The following is a 19,302-nucleotide window of genomic DNA, read 5'->3' on the forward strand; positions in this document are numbered from 1 at the left end:
GGTTCACTCCGTGGTGTTGAGCTGGTGTGGCACGTGGGATGCGGGCTTCGGTGGGCGATAACGGGCACGGCCACCCAGCGGTTTCCCACTGGGTGGCCGGGTCTTCCGAGCAGGGGCCTGACTTTGGCCGCGAGCCAGGCGCGCTCTACTTGCGCTTGGCGGACATCACGTAGTCGCGGTGCCACTTCTTGGGCAGGTGGGCGAGCACATTGCCGTCCTTGCTCGTCATCGCGATGGACTCGTACTTCTGCTGAATCTGGCCGTCACCCACCACGAAGCCGTTGGCGTAGACGACGGTCTGGTCCGCGGCGAGCGCCAGCTTCTCCGCATCCGAGCCCACCTTGACGTTGTAGACCTTGCCGGCGTACGGCTCGCGGCTGACGTCGACGAGCTTGCTGGGGCCCGTCTTGGTCATGACCACGTCGCCCTTCTTCAGGGAGCGGGCCTGGACCATGCCGCGCGCCATGACCTGGATGGGGTGCATCTCCGTCATCAGCAGGGAGCGGCCGGACTCACTGCGGATGCGCACCATGGGCACGGTCTCCACGCCGATGGCCGTGTCCATGACGGTGAGCGCGGGCTGGTGCGGGTTGAGCACCCGGTCACCGGCCTTCACCGACTCGATGGGCGCCACCTTGCCCGCGGCCAGCTCGATTTCAGTCCCCGCCGCCAGGCAGCTGTTGGTGATGGTGAGCTTCTTGAAGGAGTAGCTCGGCCGGTCCACCAGGTCGTCGTTGCTCAGGGTGATGGAGGACTGGTAGGGCGTGGAGACGGTGCCGGAGACGAGCACGAGCGGCAGCGTGATTTGCGCCGTCAGCTTCACCGTGTCCTGCACCTGACGGCAGCCGTCGTCGAAGAACGCGGCGTTGGCCTCCGTCATGTCCCAGTAGAGCGTCTTCTTGTCCGAGCTCAGCGTCACGCGGTTCCAGAACTGCGCCATCTTGGCCTGCAGGGTGTTGGTGTCCGTGACATCGCAGCCGCCGCCCACGTTGGTGAGGATGAGCTTGATGTGGCCGGAGTCGGGACGCGCCACGTTGTTGTTCAGGTCGACGCGGTACTGATTGATGACCGCCTCGTTGAACGTGTGCGCGCTGCGGATGGAGACGTTGCCCTTGAACGGCAGCTTGACGGACTGGGGATTGCCCGTCAGGTCGTAGTCGCAATCCTGGGTCCAGGTGCGGTTGAGGCACACGGAGATGAGGTTGTCGTTGAACTTGATGTCCAGCGGCGCCTCGATGACCGGCGGGAGGTTCAGCCGCGGCTGCTGGGTGGTGGTGGTCGCGACGTCGGAGCCGACCTCCTTGAAGACGTACGAGTCCGTGAAGCCCTCCACGGTGTCCTCGGCCTTGTATGACGCAATCCGGTAGCGCGTGAGCCGGGTCAGGGCCAGGTTGCCCTTGGCGTTGACCGTCACGTTCGTTCCGAGGTCGTACTGCTCACCCCAGATGAGCTCGCCCAGCGGGTACCCCGTGGTGTCGGTATAGGTCGTGTCCGTATAGGTGTAGAAGGAGCCACCCGGGAACGAGGACGTGGACGTGCCCGTGCCATCGTTGAGGACGTCGGTGTCCTCACCCGTGCTCGCGGCGGCGATGACGTGCTGCTCCTGCCGCGCGGCGGAGTTCTCCGCGAGGTCCTTGCTCACGGGCAGCAGGCCCGGCTTGTAGCCCAGGGCCACGTGCTCGCGGTGCCGCGTCTCCATCGCCTCGAACAGGTAGGGAGAGTTCTCCGGCGTCTTGCCGGCGATCTTGAGCCGCGCGAGCGCGAAGCGGTACTGCGCCGGGTCCGCCAGGTTCAGGCGGATGCGGACGTCGGGCTTGGCGATGCCGTGCAGGTAGCTCTGGTCTGCCTGGTACGTGGCCCACTCGGCCTTGGTCAGCCGCGAGGCATCTCCCACTCCTTGCCTGGTGCGGCCGAAGTTCGCCACCTGTTCATCCCGGGGCGCCGACGTGCAGCCCGACAGCAACGCCAGTCCCGTGGTGCAACCCATCACCAGAAAACGACGCATTCCCATCATAGTGCCTCCTCCGCTTCAGACCGCCGTCAAGGACATCCAGACACGTTCAAATCACTCACACACCTGGGCGTAGTCGGGGCAGCAGTCGCCGAACTCCGCGCAGCCCGGGTCGCAGAAGCAGCCGTCCGCGGCCTCGCCGCAGAGCCCCACGCAGCTTCCGGGCGCGGCGCAGACGAAGTTGCCCTGGTTCAAGTCACTGAAGAGCAGCACGTTGGGCGAGTTCTGGGGATGCAGTACGCAGTCAAGGGTCGCCGAGGCCTTGAGGTTGGTGTTGATCTGCGTCGGGGTGGCCGAGCGGTGGGTGCTCAGGTATTGGGCCACGGCCCCCGCGACGTGGGGGCTGGCCATGGAGGTCCCGTCGTCGACGTGGGTGGCCACCGCGTCACCAATGGACGCACCGAGGATGCTCACGCCCGGGGCGAACAGGTCCACGCATTGCCCCCAGTTGGAGAACCCCGCCCGGGTGTCCGCGTCGTCGACGGCCGCGACGGTGATGGCCTTGGGTTCGCTCGAGGGGGAGCGGGTGCAGGCATCCACGTTGTCATTGCCAGCGGCGACCACGACGGTGATGCCCTGATTCACCAGGTTGGCCACCGCGGTGTTGACGGGGACGAACGTCTCCCCGGCCAGGCTCATGTTGACGACGCAGGGCCCATCCTGGAGGGGACAGTGCGTCCCGACGAAGTTCAGGCCGGCGATGATGCCAGCCCAGCTTCCCTTGCCCGTGCAGCGCAACACCCGCACGGGATGGACGGTGGCCTCCTTGGCCATCCCGTAGAGGGTGCCAGCGATGGTGCTGCTCACGTGGGTGCCGTGGCCGTTGCAGTCGTCGGTGCCCAGGCCGTCGACCACGGAGGTGAACCCCTCGCCCACCCGGCCGGAGAACTCCGAGTGCTCCGCGTTGAGGCCCGTGTCCAGGACATACACATGGACCCCGGCGCCCGTGCTGCCATGGTCATTGTAGGTGCCGTCGTGGCCCTGGCGCTGGTCCGCCCGGTCGATGCCATCCGCGGGGCTGGGGACCAGCCCCGTGAGCGAGACCTGCTGGTTCTCGTGGATGGAGGCCACGCCCGGGTTTCGCATCAGCCGGTCGAGCTCCGCCTTGTCCAGCCGCGCGGCGAACCCGGGGATGACCGAGTACGGGTGCATCAGCGAGTTGCCTCCACCCGCGCGGGCGATCTGGTTCGCCGCCGCGTCGATGGCCATCCCGGTGACCCCTTCGGAGAAGACGACGATGTACTCATCGGGGATGCGCAGGTCGTCGGGTGCCTTCGCCAGGCGCACGCGCTCGTGAGAGAGGCTCGTGTCGGCCTGGGGCTCTTGCGCCTGTCGCTCACAGCCGCCGCTCCCCACCAGGGCGAGGGTTGCGAGCGCGGACAGGACCTGGGCTCTGTTTCGAGGGCCGCGGAAGAAGTGAGGCTGTGGGGATCGCATGTCGTCTCCGCGTGGGGCAGGTGGACTGGTGGCGCGATGGCAACGGGGCTCCGCTGCCAGGTGGATGTGCTGGAGTGGGGGAGCGGCGGGGGAGACCGCTCGAGGCCGAGGCCGTGTGGCGCCAGGCACCCACGGGAATCCGCTAGACGGCGACTCCGGGGACGGGGTGCCAACGCAATGTTCGCGAGTTAATGACGCCCGCTGGCTTCAACCTATGCAGAGATTCTCAAATTTCACTTAGAGTGAATACTTTCATTGAGGATGCTGCTGAGGCTGAGATTGATTTGACTCTCCACGGTCCGGAGCACGCTGGTGAACTCCTGGGAGGAGAGGTCCAGGCGTTCCATGAGCAGCCGTCGCGTCTCGTCGTGCACGGCCTGTTGGGCACTCTGGAGCCACCGGGAGACGGTGGACTGGTTGACGCTGAAGAGGGCGCCAATCTTGGTCGTGGAGAGGTGATCCACGAAGTGCAGGCGGAGCAGGTAGCGATGCTCGCTGGGGAGGGCGGCGAAGGCGTCCTCCAGGGCCCGGCGGAACTCGTCGTGGTAGCGGCGCTGGATGACCTCGAGCTCCGGGTCCGAGTGGGGGGCGGGGAGCAGCTCCAGGAGGGCGTCACTGAGTGGGCCTTCGTCGTGGGTTGTCCGGAGCAGGCTCAGGGCCGTGCGCAGGGAGATGACCCGCACCCAGTTGGCCAGGGTGCCCCGACCGGAGTACTCGGCGATCTTCGGTGCGCCTCGGCCGCGCACCAGCAGCCGCTCCCGGACGCGTTGGCGGACCTCGTCGACCACCGCGGGGGACAGCCGCATGTGCGCGAGCACGGAGGGCAGGCTCGCCATGTGGTGTCGCTCGAAGGCGGCGAGCGCCGAGGGAAGGCCCTCCGCGCACGCACACGCGAGGAAGAGGTCCGCTGGCACCAGCTGGGCGAGCAGGTGCGCCAGCGCGTCGCCTGACGCCCGGTGGGGGACGTGGGTGGCCAGATGACAGACGAAGGCGTCGGCACCCAGGGGGATGTCTGGCCACTGTTCACTGCCCGCCCTCCAGCAACGCAGCAGTTGCTGCTCGAGGCCGTCAGGGGGCTGGGCCCCTTCGCCGCGAGTGCCGATGCGCGCGAGGAATAACGGTGCGAATGCCAAGCCCCCCCCCTTCTGGGCACCATTATATCCCAGCGTATGACCTTGCTGGCTAGGCAGGGTAATCTGGGTGAAGGTCGTCTTTGGGCATGAAAAGGGCGAGTTTCCAGGTTTTCCGAATGAGGCCCGTTTTGTGCGAGGCTTCACCCGGGGTGCTTCAGGGGGGTGGCAAATCCTTTCATCCAGCTGCCTGTGCGAAGAAGAGGTGGTGGCCCTGATGGAAGGGGGGCTGGAGACAGGGGCGCGTGCCCGGGTCCATCACCATGCCGCGGCGTGCCCGGCCTGCCGCGAGTTGCTGGTGGCCGTCGTGCGCAGCGAGGCGTTTCACCTGGACCCGGTGGAGTCGGTGTTCGCTCCGCATCGGATGGCCCCCCTGGGGGAGACGTGGACGCCGCCGACGGAGCTGGACGAGTTCCGATTGATGCGGCTTCTGGGGCGCGGGGGGATGGGGGCCGTGTATCTGGCGCACGACACGTCCTTGGACCGGCTGGTCGCGCTGAAGCTCAGCGTCGCGCTCCAGCCGGACACGAGCACGCTGGCGAGCTTCGCCATCGAGGCGCGGGCCATCGCGCGCATCAAGCACCCGAATGTCGTCACCGTCTTCCGCGCCGGTCAAATCGAGGGGCGGCCCTATCTGGTGTACGAATACGTCGATGGGAAGAGCCTGGCGGAGCTGCCCTTGCCCTTGCCCTGGCGCTACGTGTTGGACATCGCCCTGGGGTTCTCACGGGGACTGAGGGCCGCGCACCAGCGCGGTGTGCTTCACCGTGACCTCAAGCCGGGCAATGCCATCCTGGACTCAGACGGCACCATCAAGCTGCTCGACTTCGGGCTGGCCGCCTTCGTGGGGACGGACCGCTCGACGCCCTGGGCCGTGCCGGGCGTCGTCGGTACGCCTCGCTACATGGCGCCCGAGGTTCGCCTGGGCGCGGCGGCCACGCCGCAGAGTGACCTCTACGCGCTGGGCCTCCTGCTGTACGAGCTGTGCACGGGCAAGGTTCCCCGCGTGAGGCCGACCGCCACCGCGCCGCTGGCAGGGCCGCGAGCCGGGAGCCTGGTGCCGTTGACGGAGCTGGTGCCGGGAATCGACCGGGACTTCGCGGGGGCCATCGAGCGCTGCCTCGCGGACGACCCCGCCGGGCGCTTCGGCCTCGCGGACGCGTTGTGCCTGGCGCTGGAGCGCCTGATGACACCGCTTGGAGGCGAAGCGGCCTTTTCCCCGGAGAGGGCTTCTCCGGGGGCCGTCCAACCCTGGGAAGGGCTCACCACGCTCTGACGGCTTCACGCCGCCGCCTGGTGAGCCTGCGTCAGCGTCCCGGCGAAGGCCGCGGCGCGGGAAGCTACAGCTCGACCTTCTTCTCCGTCTGCGTCGTCCCGTCGAACCGGAGCATCACGCCCTTGTTGTCATAGCGGGTGATGATGTTGACGGGCCGGCGCCAGAGGGACTGGAGGTTCTTGAGCGTCTCTCGGGCGTAGTCGCCCTTGAGGTCCTGCCCGTCGTGTTTGTGCGCGAGCAGCAGCTCTCCCCGGTTCTCGTGGTTGCCGTCCACGACTTCGATGATGGGCTGGCCAAAGTTGGTGAGCCCCTGGAGCAGCTTGCTCTTCACCTTGCGGAACTCGCGGTCGAGAATCTCCCAGGAGTTGCGTTTGTCATTGAAGCCATACACGAAGAGCTTCTGCTCCATCGCGAATTCGGGCGTCAGGAACGTGTCGATGAAGGTGATGTCGTTGTAGTGCTTGCGGACCTCGAAAATCTTCTCGCGGCCAGCGCCCGATTTCTTGTCCCAGGAGCGGCGGGCGCGCAAGTCGTCACACTCGTCCCACTCCTTGCCGAAGCGGCCCTTGTTCCACCGCTCCTCGATATCCCGCCACAGCTCGATGCCCAGCTTGTAGGGGTTGATGGCGCCGGGGCGGGTGCCCATGGTGCCGGAGTGGTGGTCCGCGTAGTCGATGATTTCGTCATCGCGCAGGGCGCGGCGGGTCATGATGGTGGAGTGCCAGTAGCTGGCCCAGCCCTCGTTCATGATTTTCGTCTGGCCTTGCGGCGCGAAGTAATGCGCCTCCTCGCGCAGAATCGCGAGGATGTCCGACTCCCACGGCTCCAGCGGAGCTTCTTCCAGCAGGAAGAGCAGCACGTCGCGCTGGGGGCGCTCGGGGAACTTCTTGGCGCGCTGCTTCTCGTCCTCCACCTTCTTGCGCTGGGAGTCGAGGAACTCCGACGGGTTGATGTAGCCGCGCATGTACTCGCGGCCGACCTTGAAGCCCTCCACGCGCTCGTTGGCCTTCAGCTCGTCTTCCGCCCGCCGGGGGTCCGGGTTGCGCCGGATGTGGGGCGAGTGCTGGTCGATGAGGTTCTCCAGGCTGAGCGTGCGGTCGATGAAGTCCTCGACCTTCTCCACGCCAATCTTGTCCACCCAGCGGCGCACCCGCGTGGCGTGGTTGGCCATCTCGTCAATCATCCGCCGGTTGGTGTGGCGGAAGGAGAAGTTGTTCTTGAAGAAGTCGCAGTGTCCGTAGACGTGGGCCATGACCAGCTTCTGGTCCACCTCCGGATTGCTCTCCATCAAGTAGGCGTAGCAAGGGTCATTGTTGATGACGAGCTCATAGATTTTGCTGAGCCCATACTCGTAGCCCTTCGCGAGCTGCTCGTATTCCATGCCCCAGCGCCAGTGGGGGTAGCGCGTGGGGAAGCCGCCGTAGGCGGCCACCATGTTCATCTCGTCGTAGGACACCATCTCGAAGACGGTGTCGAAGAAGTCGAGGCCGAACTCCTTCGCGTAGCCGTGGATTTCGTCCCTCAGCGCGGCGAGACGGGGTGTGAGGCTCTTGGGCATCGGGAAGTCTCTCCGAGGGGCACGTGGGGGAGGCCAGACGTCAGCGGCCCTTGCCGAGGAAGTCCTTGATGGACGCGTAGATGGCGTCCTTGTCCGCGATTTCGCTGAGCGCGACGTTGGGGGTGTCTCCCACCGCCTCGCGCAAGTCCTTGATGAACTGGCCGCTGCCGTAGGGGGACTCCACCTGTCCGTAGGCGAACTGGTTGACGTTGGGCAGCACGTCGTTGCGCAGCATCTCGATGCACTGGCGCGTGTCGTCCGCGCTCCAGTTGTCACCGTCGCTGAAGTGGAATGGGTAGATGTTCCACGCGCTCTTGGGGTAGTCCGCCAGGATGATGTCCCGGCAGAGCTTGTAGGCGCTGGAGATCATCGTCCCGCCGGACTCGCGGGTGTGGAAGAAGGTGTCGCGGTCCACTTCGCGCGCCACCGCATCGTGGATGATGTAGCGCGCCTCCAGGCCCTTGTATTGATGACGCAGCCACGTATCGAGCCAGAAGCTCTCGATGCGGACGATCTCCTTCTGCTCGTCGCCCATGGAGCCGGACACGTCCATCATGTAGATGATGACCGCGTTGGTCTCCGGCAGGTCCTGGAGCTTGTAGCTGCGGTAGCGGCGGTCTTCTCGCGTGGGGATGATGACCGGGCGCGCGGGGTCGTACGTGCCCGCGGCGATCTGCCGCCGCAGGGCCTGCTTGAAGGTGCGCTTGAAGTGCCTGAGCGATTCCGGACCGGTGGTGTTGATGCCGGTGTAGCGAATCTTCTGGGTGACGATCTTCTCGTTGTGGCGCCGCTCGATGTTGGGCAGCGACAGCTCCTCGCCCAGGATTTGCGCCAGCTCCTCGAGCGTGACGTCCACCTCCAGGGCGTGGTCTCCCTCGCCCTGGCCGGCCTGGTGGCCCTCCCCGGGCTCCACCGCCCCGGGGCCGAGCTGCTGACCCACCTCGCCCTCTCCCTGTCCGACGCCGCCCTGTTCCTTGTGGCCGTACTTGAAGCGAGGGATGTCGATGAAGGGAATGGGGATGCTGATGGCATCCTTGCCTTTCTTCCCAATCATCTCGCCCTTCTGCACGTACTTGCGCAGGTTGGCTTTGATCTTCCCGCGGACGATCTGCTTGAAGCGGGAATGGTCCTGGTGGATCTTCAAGGTCACGACGGCTCGCCCTTCTCCTGAGGTGGTTACTCCTTCGCGTCGCCGCGGGCGAAGATGCTCGCCACGAAGTTCAGCACGTCCGTGGAGCAGATCTCGCAGTAGCCGTAGTTCTTCATCATCCGGTCCTTCACCAGGTCGATCTTCTCCTGGGTCTCCTTGTCCACGACGGAGGAGACGAGGTTCTTCAGCTTGATGCTGTCCTTCTGGTCCTCGAACAGCTTCAGCTCCAGCGCCTTGTGCAGCCGCTCGTTCGTCCGGTAGTTGAAGGTCTTCCCCTCCACCGCCAGCGCGCCGATGTAGTTCATGATTTCGCGGCGGAAGTCATCCTTGCGGCTGTCGGGGATGTCTATCTTCTCCTCAATCGCACGCATCAGGCGCTCATCGGGCTCTTCGTAGAGGCCGGTGTACTTGTTCTTGACCTTCTCCTTCTGGGTGTAGGCCTTGATGTTGTCGATGTAGTTGCCGCACAGCTTGCCGATGGCGTCCTCGTCGGCGGAGATGGCGCGCTGGACCTCGTTCTTGACGATGTCCTCGTACTCCTGCTTCACGGACGTGAGCAGCTCCTTCATCCGCTTGCGCGCGTCCTCGTTGCTGATGAGCGAGTGTGTCTTGAGACCCGCCTCCAGCTCGTTGAGGACCATGAAGGGGTTGATGCAGCCCTCGCCCTTGTCGCTCACCAGGGCGTTGGAGATCTTGTCCTGGATGTAGCGCGGGGAGATGCCCTCCAGGCCCTCCCGGTTGCTCTCCTTGCGCAGCTCCTTGATGTTGTCTTCGGTGAAGTTGGGGAGCGTCTTGCCGTTGTAGAGCTTGAGCTTCTGGAGGAGGGAGAGGTTGTGCTTCTTGGGCTCCTCCAGGCGGGTGAGGACGGCCCACATGGCGGCCATCTCCAGCGTGTGCGGGGCAATGTGCTTGCCCTTGATGGCGCGGGAGTTGAAGTCCTTCTCGTAGATCTTCACCTCCTCCGCGAGCTTGGTGATGTACGGCACGTCGATCTTCACCGTGCGGTCACGCAAGGCCTCCATGAACTCGTTGTTCTCGAGCTTCTTGTACTCGGGCTCGTTGGTGTGGCCGAGGATGACCTCGTCGATGTCCGTCTGCGGGAACTTCTTCGGCTTGATTTTGTGCTCCTGCGACGCGCCGAGCAGGTCGTAGAGGAACGCGACGTCCAGCTTGAGCACCTCGACGAACTCGATGATGCCTCGGTTGGCGATGTTGAATTCGCCATCGAAGTTGAAGGCGCGCGGGTCGGAGTCGGAGCCGTACTCGGCGATCTTCCGGTAGTTGATGTCGCCGGTGAGCTCGGTCGAGTCCTGGTTCTTTTCGTCCTTGGGCTGGAACGTGCCAATGCCCACGCGGTCCTTCTCGCTGAAGATGAGCCGGTGGACGTGGATGTGGTCCATCACCCGGGCGAAGTCACCGTGGTACTGCGTCATCAGGTCCTTGAAGACGAAGCGGCACGCGGGGCACAGCTCGGAGCCGTCAGGAATGGTGTGGCCGGACTCCGGCGGGGAGATTTCCGCGTAGACCTTGGGGCGCCACTCCCGGGGAACGAGGTTGAGGGGCTCCTCGTTCATGGGGCACTTCATCTTCTCCTTCACGGTGGTGCCATCCGGCAGCTTCTTGTCGGTGGTCCAGGAGAAGGTGTACGCGGCGCCTTCGGGCGTCTTGGAGTAGTCCTCCGTGCCCTTCTTGAGCAGGCGGGCGATGGTGGACTTGGAGGAGCCGACGGGGCCGTGCAGCAGGATGACGCGCTTCTCGGTGCCGTAGCCCTGGGCCGCGGACTTGAAGACGTTCACCAGCTTCATCAGCGGCACGTCCAGGCCGAAGATGGCGTCGCGGCCGCCGAACTTCTCGTCGCTGAAGAAGTGGTAGCGGATGAGCTTCTTCTTGTTGTCGATGTACTCCGTCTTCCCGTGGCTGAGGATCATGTCGTAGATCCTCTGGAAGGCGGTGCGTGTCACCTTGGGGTTCTTGCGGACGATTTCGAGGTAGTCCTCGAATGAGCCCTCCCAGGTGAGCTCCGCGTAGGTCTTCGCGTCCTGGAGCGCGGCGATTCTGGAGACCCACGAACCCTTTTCAGCGTCCCTCATGTCTCTCCCTCGGGGGCCGTCCAGGGGTGCGAAATGTTCACACCCGAGGGGGCCAGAATGGTGAACCTGGAGGGCTGGATTGCCATTCCACAACCATCCCGCCGAGGTCCCAGGCACGACAGCCCTGCAGCCAATTCGGGACCCCGCCGCGGAATGGGACCGCGCGTTACGCTCGTGTCAGGGGCAGGACGCCGACCAGGCGCGCCCCCTCCACGGGGTGAAGAGGCAGAGGTGATTATAGGGCGGCGCTGGCGAGGGGGTAGGTGCCCCCCCCGAACGCGAGGGGTATTGAACGCCTGAAGGGTTTTCGGGCGCCCGCGGAAGGGCCAACTGTCCGCTGGTTGTGGGGCGGCGTCTCCGTTCGCTCCACATGTCGGCGTCAGGGTTTGCGTTCGTGCGAGGAAAGAGCGGCAGCCAGGCGGGCGACCCGGGCCTGGAGGGTGATACCTTCGCCCATTTGCGTACGGTGGGCGGGCTGGAAGAAGACGCACGCGCGGTGAGGCTCCGGGCGTTTCGGGGCGGGCTTCGCTGAGGGTGAAGTCGCTGGGAGGGCGAGGGCGGCGGAAGCGGGGGTCGCCAGCTTGGCTTTGTGCCGTGCCTGCGTATCCTGCCGCGCGTCATGGCGACCGCACCTACTCCTGTCTCCCACCCTTCGTCCCCCGTGCCGAGCCTCGCGGCGGTCCCCACCCCCGCGCACGAGCCGAGCACGCGCTGGCTTCTGGGGATTCTGCTGGTGGTGGCCCTGTTGCCGCGGCTGGTGGTGTTCTTCCTCAACGAGAATCTCTACGGCGACGCGGTGGTGCGCACGGAGCTGGCGGAGCGCTGGCTGCGCGAGCCGCACCTCATCACCGCGTACGGGGATGGCGCGTACCAGTTCGGTCCGCTGCACCTGTACCTGGTGGGCGTGGCCCTGTCGGTGTTCGACAGGGAGGTGGCGGGGCGCGTGGTGAGCCTGCTGTTCGGCGTGCTGTCGGTGGTGCCGCTGTTCGCGCTGACGCGGCGGTTGTTCGGCTGGCGCGAGGGCGTGGTGGCCGGGCTGGCCTTCGCCGCCTGGGGCATGCATCTGCAGTTCTCCACCACGGCGGGCAGCGAGGCGGTGTCGCTGTTCTTCATGCTGGCCGCCTTCGCGCTGTACGCGGAAGCGGTGGACGAGAACCGCTTCGCGCCGCTGTTCCAGGCCGCGCTGATGCTCAACCTCGCGTGCGCGCTGCGCTACGACGCGTGGATGTACATCCCGCTGCTCTGCGTGGCGCTGGTCTTCAGCAGCCAGGACAAGGTGGCGGCGTTGACGCGCGCGGTGGGCTTCGGGCTGGCGTGCCTGCCGTTCCCCCTGCTGTGGATGCAGGGCAACGAGCTGATGCACGGCGATCCGTTCTTCCCCGTGAAGGCGGTGGAGGACTTCCATCGCAACTGGGTGCTGTCCTCGGCGGGCTCGGGGGCCGCCATCGGGTGGCGGGTGCAACAGCTGTTCTTCTGGCCCGGGGTGGCGCTGCTCACCCTGTCGCCGGGCGTGGCGTTGCTGGGCATGGTGGGCATGGTGAAGGCGTGGAAGGCGCGGCCGGACACGCGCTGGCTGGTGGCGGCGGCGGTGGTGCCCACCGCGTACTTCACGTTCCGCGCGGTGGTGCTGTTGAACTTCGTGCCGCTGGGGCGCTTCACGGTGACGCAGCTGGTGGTTCTGCCGGTGTTCGTGGCCTTCGGCTTCGCGGCGCTGGTGGGCAGCAAGGGCGAGGGGCTGCGCAAGGCGGTGGTGGGCGTGACGGCGGTGCTCGCGGTGGCGCTGCCGGTGGCCATGGGCCTGTTCACCTTCCACGCGGAGGGGCGGCTGCAGGATTCCTTGCGGCCGGTGAGTCCCACGTCGACCAACCCGGTGCCGGTGATGCGGGTGGCGGACTTCGTGAAGGAGCAGGTGGCGGCGAAGGGGGGCGCGGTGGCCCTCGACGACGACCCCAGCTACATGGACCTGCAGGTGGCCTTCTTCTCCGGGCTGCCCGAGGAGCGCATCGCCCGCGTGCGCTGGGACACCTTCCGCAAGCGGCTGGCGGAGGCTCGGCCGGAGGTGTTGGTGCGCTTCGACCAGGGCTCGCTGGTGAAGGACCCCGGCGTGAAGCTGGAGGGGCGCACGCTGACGCTGGATGGCGTCGGCTACGAGGAGGTCGAGGGATTCACCGCGCCGCTGCACGTGTACCGGCGCCGCGACTAGCGGGGCGGGGGCCTCAGGGCTTGCGGGGCGCTGCCTGCTGCTTGCGGAAGAACTCCACCTGCCACTGCTTCACGAGCGCCTGGTGGCAGGCGTAGGTGGGGCAGAAGAGGTGCGTGCCGTCGTTGCGTGACACGAAGAAGAGGTCCTCACAGGCCATGGGCGCGAGCGCGGCCTGGAGTGCCGCGGCGCCCGGGCTGGCGATGGGGCCCGGAGGCAGGCCCGACACCCTGTACGTGTTGTACGGGTGCGGCGTCTGGAGGTCCGCGCGGGTGAGGTTCTTCGTGAAGACGCCGCGCAAGAGGCGCATGGCGTAGAGCACCGTGGGGTCCGTCTCCAGGCGCATGCCCTTGCGGAGTCGGTTGTGGAAGACGCAGGCGATGCGAGGCCGCTCCTCGGGCGCTCCCGTCTCCTTCTCCACGATGGAGGCGAGCGTGAAGGTCTGCAGCAGGCTCAGCTTCACGCCCGGCTGCCTCGCCGCGTCCGCCTTCCGGTATTCCTCCAGCGCTCGCGCCACCATCTTCCCGAGCACGGCCTCTTCGCCTACGCCCTTGGAAAAGGTGTACGTGTCCGGGAAGAGGAAGCCCTCGATGGACTTCGCCGGCACGCCTGCTTCTCTCAGGAAGGCCGCATCGGTGGTGAGCGCTTCGAGCTTCTGGAGGTCGAGGCCGATTCCGGATGCCGCGAGCAGGGGGAGGATCTCCTCCGCGCGCAGTCCCTCCGGCACGGTGAAGCGGTGCAACTTCACCTGTCCGGTGACGATTCTCTCCAGGACCTGGGCCGGAGTGATGGGGCCTTGGAATTCGTACTCACCGGCCTTCAGTCGGGGCCCGAATCCCTCCTGTCGCAGGTAGCGATAGGTCCGCTCCTCGTCCGGCACCACGCCTCGGGCCGCCAGGAGCCGGGCGAGCGCGCGAGGCCCCGTGCCAGGAGCAACGTCCACCGTCACGGGCGCGGGCAGCGCGGAGGGCGTGTCGGCGAAGTCGTCGAGGTGGCGCGCTTGCTGGAAGTACCAGCCTCCCACGCCCGCCGCCGCGAGGACGGCGAGCGCGAGCACGGCGACCAGGGCCTTCTTCACTCCGAGGGTTCCGAGTCGTAGTCGTCGTAGTCATCCGCGTGCAGTGCCGTCTCCGGGGGGCGGCGGGCGTCCAGCCAGCCCTGGAGGATGAACTGCGCGGCCACCTGGTCGATGACCTCCTTGCGGCGGGCTCGGCTGACGTCGGCTTCCAGGAGCGTGCGGGTGGCGGCCACGGTGGACAGGCGCTCGTCACACAGCTCCACCTGGACACCGAGGGACTGGGCGACGGCGTCCCCGAACTTGCGCGAGGCCTCCGCGCGCGGGCCCTCGGAGCCGTCCATGTTGAGGGGCAGTCCGATGACCATGCGGTCCACCTCGTGCTCGCGCGCCAGGGCGCCGAGGGCGGCGAGGTCCGCCTTGAGCGAGGTTCGTCGGATGGTGGTGACGCCCTGGGCGGTGAGACCCAGGCCATCCGAGACGGCCACGCCGATGGTCTTGGTTCCGAAGTCCAAACCGAAGGTGCGCATGTGCCGGGGACCATAACCGCAATCCTCCGTCGCGGACCGCTCCGTCCGACGTCGGGGACGCGCCTTGCCTGTCAGTCAGGCTAACCGACGGAATTCGCTGCGACGACGTGCGAGCCGTCAGGCGGCATCCCCTCTGCAAACCCGACGGCCCATCGCACGGCACTGCTTCCAACACGCCGCGCGGGAGGGCTCATGGTGGACTTTCTGAAGGGCGCGACGAACCTGCTGGCCAGCCCTGAGGGCACGGCGATGAATGGGGCGGGTGACGCGGGGGGACTGCCGCCCCTGGTTTCCAACTCCATCAAGACGGCGGCGGGCGTCGCGACGGGCAACGTGTTGTTGGCGGCGAGCGGCGTGGTCGGGGTGGCGGAGGACTTGAAGAAGAACCCGCCCGCGAAGACGGAGTACGCGTCGGCTTCGGGGGGAGCGGCGGCGAAGACGGAGGGCTATGCGGCAATCCTGCCCACGGGCACCAGCGCGCTGGACCCGAAGATGCTCGACTACGAGGACGCGCTGAAGGTGCTCGAGGCGAACTTCGACCAGCTGGACCTCGCGGATGGAAAGAAGTCCGGCTCGCTGTCGAAGGACGAACTGCGGCGCGCGGCCAACGACGCGAGCCTGTCCCCGCAGTTGCGAAGCGCGGCCCGCTTCCTGACGGAGAACGCGGCGTTGTTCGAGCGGGTGGATTCGAGCGGGCTGCTCGCGCGGTTCATGCCGGTGGTGGGGCGGCTGTACAACGACGACCGCATCAAGCTGTCGGGAGTGCGCTCGGAGCTGAAGCGCGTGGGCGAGGAGTTCGCTCGCTACGGACGACCGGAGCGCCCTCGGACGCCGAAGCCCGAGCCGGAGACGTGTCCGCCCTCGACGGGTACGCCGGGCACGCGCCCTCCCACCACGGGAGGCCCATCGCCGGGCACTCCTTCACCGGGCACGCGTCCTCCGTCCACGGGTGGCCCTTCGCCGGGCACTTCGTCACCGGGCACGGGTGGAGGAACGGGCCCGGTGGGTGGCGGTGGCAAGCCGCCCACGTCGAAGGACCCGGACTTTCGCGAGTACCTCGAGGCGGTGGCGGTGCTGCGCGACAACTGGGGCACGTTCGACACGGCGTCGGGGACGAAGGATGACCGCGTCACGCGCGAGGACATGGTGGCGCTGTTGGCGAGCCCCGCGGCGTCCTCGACGCTGAAGAAGGCCGCGCAGTTCTTCAAGGACCACCCGCTGTACTTCGACCGGCTGGAGATGGCGGCGGGCATCGACGGCCGCGACGGCATCATCGGGTTGCTGGATGTGAAGGCGGAGCTGGAGCTGTCGGGAGGCGCGAAGCCGGGCACGTCGCCGACGAAGGTGTCGAGCGCGCGCTCCATCGTCGACAACCCGAACATGAGCATCGAGGACAAGGTGCAGGCCATCCTCGGCTCCATCTCCACGGAGACGGACGCGGAGATTCTCCAGGTCATGGAAAGCATGGCGAGCGCGGGGGAGGACCGCGCGGCGCTGGGCACGTCGGACGCGGACAAGAAGAAGGCGGCGACGCTCGACGGGAACATGCGCGAACTGGAGCTGCGGCTTCAGCGACTGCTGGAGAAGCGCAAGTCCATGTTCGACCTGATGAGCAACATGTCCGCGAAGTTCAACGAGATGGCGAAGACGGCCATCTCCAACCTGCGCGGGGCCTGAGGAGCCATGGGACGCGTCATCAAACACGAAGGGGCTGAGGCGATGCGGATGGAGAGCGGCGCGGTGCAGCGGATGAAGTCCTTCGCGCGGGGCGAGGCGACGTGGGCGGAGGTGGAGGGGATGACCTTCGAGGAGGCGAAGGCGATTGCGCAGGTGGGGTGTGACCTGGCCGCGGCGGGGCGGCTGGAGGAGGCGCGCATCCTCTTCGAGGGCCTGGTGGCGGGGAACCCGAGGGACGCGGGGGCTCGCGCGGCGCTGGGCACCGTGTACCAGAAGCTCGGGAGGCTGGAGGAAGCCATCGCGGAGTACAGCGCGGCGCTGGCGAGGGATGCCGCGCATCCGGTGGCGTTGGCGAATCGGGGGGAGTTGTACCTGCGCAAGGGGGAGCGGCAGGGGTTCACGGACCTCTCCAACGCCGTGGAGGTGGACCCGCACGGTGAGACAGCGGCGGGCCGCCGGGCGAGGGCGCTGGTGAAGGCCATCACCCTGGTGGCGGTGGAGAAGCTGAAGCAGGACGCCCAGCAGCCGTAGCTGGGCGCGGGGGTGGGTGTGGTGCCGCCGGCGCTCGGGGGAGTGGCCCGGCGGCGGCTGTCGGCGGGTGGGCTCGGGTGGAGAGGGAACGGGAAATGGGGGAGCCCACCTGCCGGCCGCTTTTTCGGGTCGCGTCAGGGTTGAGGCAGGTCGGCGAGCCGCTCGCCAATGGGGGGATGGCTCTGTCCCTTGAGGACGACCCAGCGGGGGGGCGCGGGGTCCATCTTGTTCACGCGGGCGGCCTTCACCAGCATGCGGCGGAACGCGTCGACATCGTGGGTGAGGCGCAGCGCGTAGCGGTCCGCCTCGCGCTCGCGCTCGCGAGAGAAGGCCCCGGCGATGGGGCCGCCGACGAGGAGGACGCCGGACAGGAGCAGGGAGAGCAGGGGGAGGGTGCGGATGTCCGCGAAGCGCGTGGTGCCAAACCAGCCTCGCGTGGAGGCGGCGCGCAGGAGTCGGTCGATGGCGAAGAGGAGCGCCACCAGGGCCAGCGAGGAGGCGATGCGGCCGGGCCACTTCGGCTCATGCACATGGCCCGCCTCGTGAGCCACGGCGGCGAGCACCTCGTCCTCGGTGAGCTCCTGCAGGATGATGTCGTTGAGGACGATGGTGCGCGTGGGGCCCTGGCCCGCGAAGTACGCCTGGAGCCGGCGTGAGGCGATGGAGGTCTTTTCCACCAGCACGTCGGAGAAGGCGATGTCCGCCTGGGTCATCAGCTCCGTCATCCGCGTGCGCAAGGGGCCCGCGGGAAGCGGGTGCTGGTCGAAGTAGAGGCGTCCCCGGTATGGGTCCAGCGCGGAGGAGACGAGCAGGAGCAGGGCGACGGGCACACCCAGAATCCACCACCAGTGGCGCGTGCGACGGGCCAGGCCGTACAGGCCGATGACGAGCGCCGCGATGGCGAGCGCTCCCAGCAGGTGGCCCTTGAGCATGTCCCGGGCGAAGGCGGCCGGGGTGTAGTTGGACATGCCGTGCTGGTGCTCCAGCGAGTACGCGAACCAGATGTCCACCGGCGCGTAGACGAGCTTCACGAACAGGTCCGTCATCAAGGCGAAGAGGACGGCCGCGCCCCAGCCCGACTCACCCCACAGCCGGTCCATGGCGCGAAAGAAGGCGCGGCTGACGGGGGCGGTGCGCAAGAAGCCGAGCCTGCGCTCCAGGCCGGCCGCGGCCGCCGTGGCCATGCGGAAGAAGGGGCGGACGAGCACGCCCAGGAGCAGCGCCAGCAGGGCCAGCCGCGCGAAGGGGTCCACCGCGGCCCGGACGTAGTAGGGCAGGTGGTAGGCGTGAATCTCCGCCAGTTGCTCGGGCGTGAAGAGGGGCTCCATGCGAAGTCCCCAGGCTACGCCGCGCGGCCCCTGGCTGCCCAGCCAGGGGTGGTCCACCGGTCTACGTATGGGGCTCCAGCTCGGAGGCGGGTGGGGCGGGGACGGGCTCCCCTTCCGCGTCCGCCAGGAGCAGGGCCTTCACCTTGGCGAGGCTCTCCCGCGTGCGGTCCACGAAGGCGCTCTGCGAGCCGATGCGTTCGGCCGTCTCCAGGGTGCGCTCGTAGATGTTGATGGACTTGGTGAGCAGCACGCGAATCTTCTTCCGCAGCTCCTGTCGGTAGACGACGGACTCCTCGGCGTTGAGCTCCGAGGGCGCCGGTGAGCTCACCATCTGCGCGTAGAGGTCCTCGTAAAGCGCGCCAATCTGCGAGCCCGCGGCGGTGGCCCAGTAGCCGTTGCCCACGCGGATGGAGCGCAGGTAGTGCCCTTGCGCGGACAGGAGGAGTTCCGCCTTGTAGTTGAGGTCCTCGGCGAGCTTGTCGGCGCCCTTGGCCGGGTCCAGCTTCACGTTCTCGTAGTGCAGCCGGTACAGCTCCCCCATGAAGAAGTGCGCCTGCGCGGGGAAGTAGTCGTCCACCTCGTCCTTGTCGGCCAGGGCCTCGTAGGACGAGATGGCCTTGCGCAGCGTGGCCTCCGCGGCGTCGGTGCGGCCCGCCTCCAGCTCGCAGACGCCCTGCTGCACCCGGGCTTCGATTCGGCGGTTGGCCGGGAGGTCCTCGCGCGCGGCGATGGTGGTCAACACCGCGATGGCCTCGTCGTAGCGCTCCAGGTGGTACTGCGTCTCCGCCACGCGGAAGGACGCGTCCAGTGCGTCACCCTGGCCTTTGGCCGGGTCCGCCAGCTCGGAGAAGCGGTGCCACGCCTCCTCCCACTCCTTGAGGCGCTGGTGGGCGAGGCCCGCGTTGTAGAGAGACGAGCGACGGTGCTGGCTGTTGGGGTGGAAGTCCGCCAACCGGCCGAAGTAGCGCGCCGCCTGCTTGAAGTCGTTGGCCGCGAAGGCCGACGTCCCCCCGGCGAAGAGTTCCTCGTCGTTGAGCTTGTCCAGCTCCAGGTCCGCCGTCACCGTCACGGCGTCGAACTGGAGCTCCTGCTTCGGGCCTGACTCGGAGGCCTCCGGACGCGCGGCGCTGCCCGTCGTCCGACATCCGGTGACGCCCAGCCCCAGGGCCACTACCCACCACCAACGGCTGACCGACATGTACGTCCGCTCGCTTCCCGTCACGGAATGCGCCTCCTGGCCTTGCCGCCTCAGGACAACGCACCGTCCCTCGGAGTTCCCACCGCTCAGGTGGGCGCGCCCAGTTTAATGCGTCCCCCTGTTTCGTGCCGCCCCGGCTGGCCGCCTCCCGGGCGGGCCTGGCCGGGTGCT

At 67.3% G+C, this 19,302-nt stretch carries 14 protein-coding genes; 4 read left to right on the forward strand and 10 right to left on the reverse strand.

What is annotated here, in order from left to right:
• Positions 1-145: 145 nt before the first annotated feature.
• The 3 genes from HUA75_RS02050 to HUA75_RS02060 form a co-directional block, all read right to left on the reverse strand.
• A complete protein-coding gene (locus tag HUA75_RS02050; protein WP_246137378.1) occupies positions 146-2,005 on the reverse strand; it encodes a Hint domain-containing protein in 1,860 nt (619 codons plus the stop codon).
• A gap of 60 nt (positions 2,006-2,065) precedes the next feature.
• On the reverse strand, positions 2,066-3,448 hold the full coding sequence (locus HUA75_RS02055) for a S8 family serine peptidase (RefSeq protein WP_174485404.1): 1,383 nt from the start codon (positions 3,446-3,448) through the stop codon (positions 2,066-2,068).
• A 233-nt stretch (positions 3,449-3,681) separates the two neighbouring features.
• Positions 3,682-4,581 (reverse strand): sigma-70 family RNA polymerase sigma factor, encoded by a 900-nt coding sequence (locus HUA75_RS02060; protein ID WP_174452989.1) that lies wholly within the window; start codon positions 4,579-4,581, stop codon positions 3,682-3,684.
• 214 nt (positions 4,582-4,795) lie between these two features.
• On the opposite strand from HUA75_RS02060, the gene HUA75_RS02065 reads away from it, so the two are divergent.
• Positions 4,796-5,854 (forward strand): serine/threonine-protein kinase, encoded by a 1,059-nt coding sequence (locus tag HUA75_RS02065; protein WP_254627393.1) that lies wholly within the window; start codon positions 4,796-4,798, stop codon positions 5,852-5,854.
• A gap of 64 nt (positions 5,855-5,918) precedes the next feature.
• Here the strand turns inward: HUA75_RS02065 and HUA75_RS02070 are convergent, their stop codons facing one another.
• The 3 genes from HUA75_RS02070 to HUA75_RS02080 are packed head-to-tail and all read right to left on the reverse strand — an operon-like array spanning position 5,919 to position 10,652.
• Positions 5,919-7,412: a SpoVR family protein gene (locus HUA75_RS02070; protein ID WP_141644900.1), complete on the reverse strand. Its 1,494-nt coding sequence runs from the start codon at positions 7,410-7,412 to the stop codon at positions 5,919-5,921.
• Positions 7,413-7,452: 40 nt separating this feature from the next.
• Positions 7,453-8,562 carry a DUF444 family protein gene (locus tag HUA75_RS02075; RefSeq protein ID WP_141644901.1) on the reverse strand — a complete coding sequence of 370 codons (1,110 nt, stop codon included), beginning with the start codon at positions 8,560-8,562 and terminating at the stop codon, positions 7,453-7,455.
• 26 nt (positions 8,563-8,588) lie between these two features.
• Positions 8,589-10,652 (reverse strand): PrkA family serine protein kinase, encoded by a 2,064-nt coding sequence (locus HUA75_RS02080; protein ID WP_141644902.1) that lies wholly within the window; start codon positions 10,650-10,652, stop codon positions 8,589-8,591.
• A 619-nt stretch (positions 10,653-11,271) separates the two neighbouring features.
• Between HUA75_RS02080 and HUA75_RS02085 the strand changes: the two genes are divergently transcribed.
• Positions 11,272-12,855 (forward strand): glycosyltransferase family 39 protein, encoded by a 1,584-nt coding sequence (locus HUA75_RS02085; protein WP_174485405.1) that lies wholly within the window; start codon positions 11,272-11,274, stop codon positions 12,853-12,855.
• A gap of 13 nt (positions 12,856-12,868) precedes the next feature.
• On the opposite strand, the gene mltG is transcribed toward HUA75_RS02085, so the two are convergent.
• Positions 12,869-13,930: an endolytic transglycosylase MltG gene (gene mltG / locus HUA75_RS02090; protein ID WP_174485406.1), complete on the reverse strand. Its 1,062-nt coding sequence runs from the start codon at positions 13,928-13,930 to the stop codon at positions 12,869-12,871.
• Positions 13,927-14,397 carry a Holliday junction resolvase RuvX gene (ruvX, locus tag HUA75_RS02095; protein WP_141644905.1) on the reverse strand — a complete coding sequence of 157 codons (471 nt, stop codon included), beginning with the start codon at positions 14,395-14,397 and terminating at the stop codon, positions 13,927-13,929. Before ruvX ends, mltG begins: the two co-directional genes overlap by 4 nt.
• Before the next feature lie 192 nt (positions 14,398-14,589).
• Here ruvX and HUA75_RS02100 point away from each other — a divergent pair, with 192 nt between their 5' ends.
• Both HUA75_RS02100 and HUA75_RS02105 read left to right on the forward strand, forming a co-directional pair.
• Positions 14,590-16,074 (forward strand): hypothetical protein, encoded by a 1,485-nt coding sequence (locus tag HUA75_RS02100; protein ID WP_174485407.1) that lies wholly within the window; start codon positions 14,590-14,592, stop codon positions 16,072-16,074.
• 6 nt (positions 16,075-16,080) lie between these two features.
• Entirely contained in the window at positions 16,081-16,605 is a 525-nt protein-coding gene (locus HUA75_RS02105; RefSeq protein ID WP_141644907.1) for a tetratricopeptide repeat protein, read from the forward strand.
• Between the two features lie 134 nt (positions 16,606-16,739).
• Here HUA75_RS02105 and HUA75_RS02110 read toward each other — a convergent pair whose 3' ends face one another.
• Positions 16,740-17,933, reverse strand: coding sequence for a M48 family metalloprotease (locus HUA75_RS02110; RefSeq protein WP_174485408.1), 1,194 nt, complete (start codon positions 17,931-17,933; stop codon positions 16,740-16,742).
• A gap of 61 nt (positions 17,934-17,994) precedes the next feature.
• Entirely contained in the window at positions 17,995-19,131 is a 1,137-nt protein-coding gene (locus tag HUA75_RS02115) for a tetratricopeptide repeat protein (protein WP_141644920.1), read from the reverse strand.
• Between the last annotated feature and the right edge of the window lie 171 nt (positions 19,132-19,302).

It is taken from the genome of Myxococcus sp. CA040A (genome assembly GCF_013336725.1).
GTDB lineage: Bacteria > Myxococcota > Myxococcia > Myxococcales > Myxococcaceae > Myxococcus > Myxococcus llanfairpwllgwyngyllgogerychwyrndrobwllllantysiliogogogochensis.

What these genes read in the sequence shown, in the direction of transcription:
- HUA75_RS02070 (WP_141644900.1), bottom strand. Translation starts at nt 7,412, where the DNA reads ATGCCCAAGAGCCTCACACCCCGTCTCGCCGCGCTGAGGGACGAAATC.
- HUA75_RS02080 (WP_141644902.1), bottom strand. Translation starts at nt 10,652, where the DNA reads ATGAGGGACGCTGAAAAGGGTTCGTGGGTCTCCAGAATCGCCGCGCTC.
- HUA75_RS02105 (WP_141644907.1), top strand. Translation starts at nt 16,081, where the DNA reads ATGGGACGCGTCATCAAACACGAAGGGGCTGAGGCGATGCGGATGGAG.
- HUA75_RS02110 (WP_174485408.1), bottom strand. Translation starts at nt 17,933, where the DNA reads ATGGAGCCCCTCTTCACGCCCGAGCAACTGGCGGAGATTCACGCCTAC.
- HUA75_RS02065 (WP_254627393.1), top strand. Translation starts at nt 4,796, where the DNA reads ATGGAAGGGGGGCTGGAGACAGGGGCGCGTGCCCGGGTCCATCACCAT.
- ruvX (WP_141644905.1), bottom strand. Translation starts at nt 14,397, where the DNA reads ATGCGCACCTTCGGTTTGGACTTCGGAACCAAGACCATCGGCGTGGCC.
- HUA75_RS02085 (WP_174485405.1), top strand. Translation starts at nt 11,272, where the DNA reads ATGGCGACCGCACCTACTCCTGTCTCCCACCCTTCGTCCCCCGTGCCG.
- HUA75_RS02115 (WP_141644920.1), bottom strand. Translation starts at nt 19,131, where the DNA reads ATGTCGGTCAGCCGTTGGTGGTGGGTAGTGGCCCTGGGGCTGGGCGTC.
- HUA75_RS02100 (WP_174485407.1), top strand. Translation starts at nt 14,590, where the DNA reads ATGGTGGACTTTCTGAAGGGCGCGACGAACCTGCTGGCCAGCCCTGAG.
- HUA75_RS02055 (WP_174485404.1), bottom strand. Translation starts at nt 3,448, where the DNA reads ATGCGATCCCCACAGCCTCACTTCTTCCGCGGCCCTCGAAACAGAGCC.
- HUA75_RS02050 (WP_246137378.1), bottom strand. Translation starts at nt 2,005, where the DNA reads ATGCGTCGTTTTCTGGTGATGGGTTGCACCACGGGACTGGCGTTGCTG.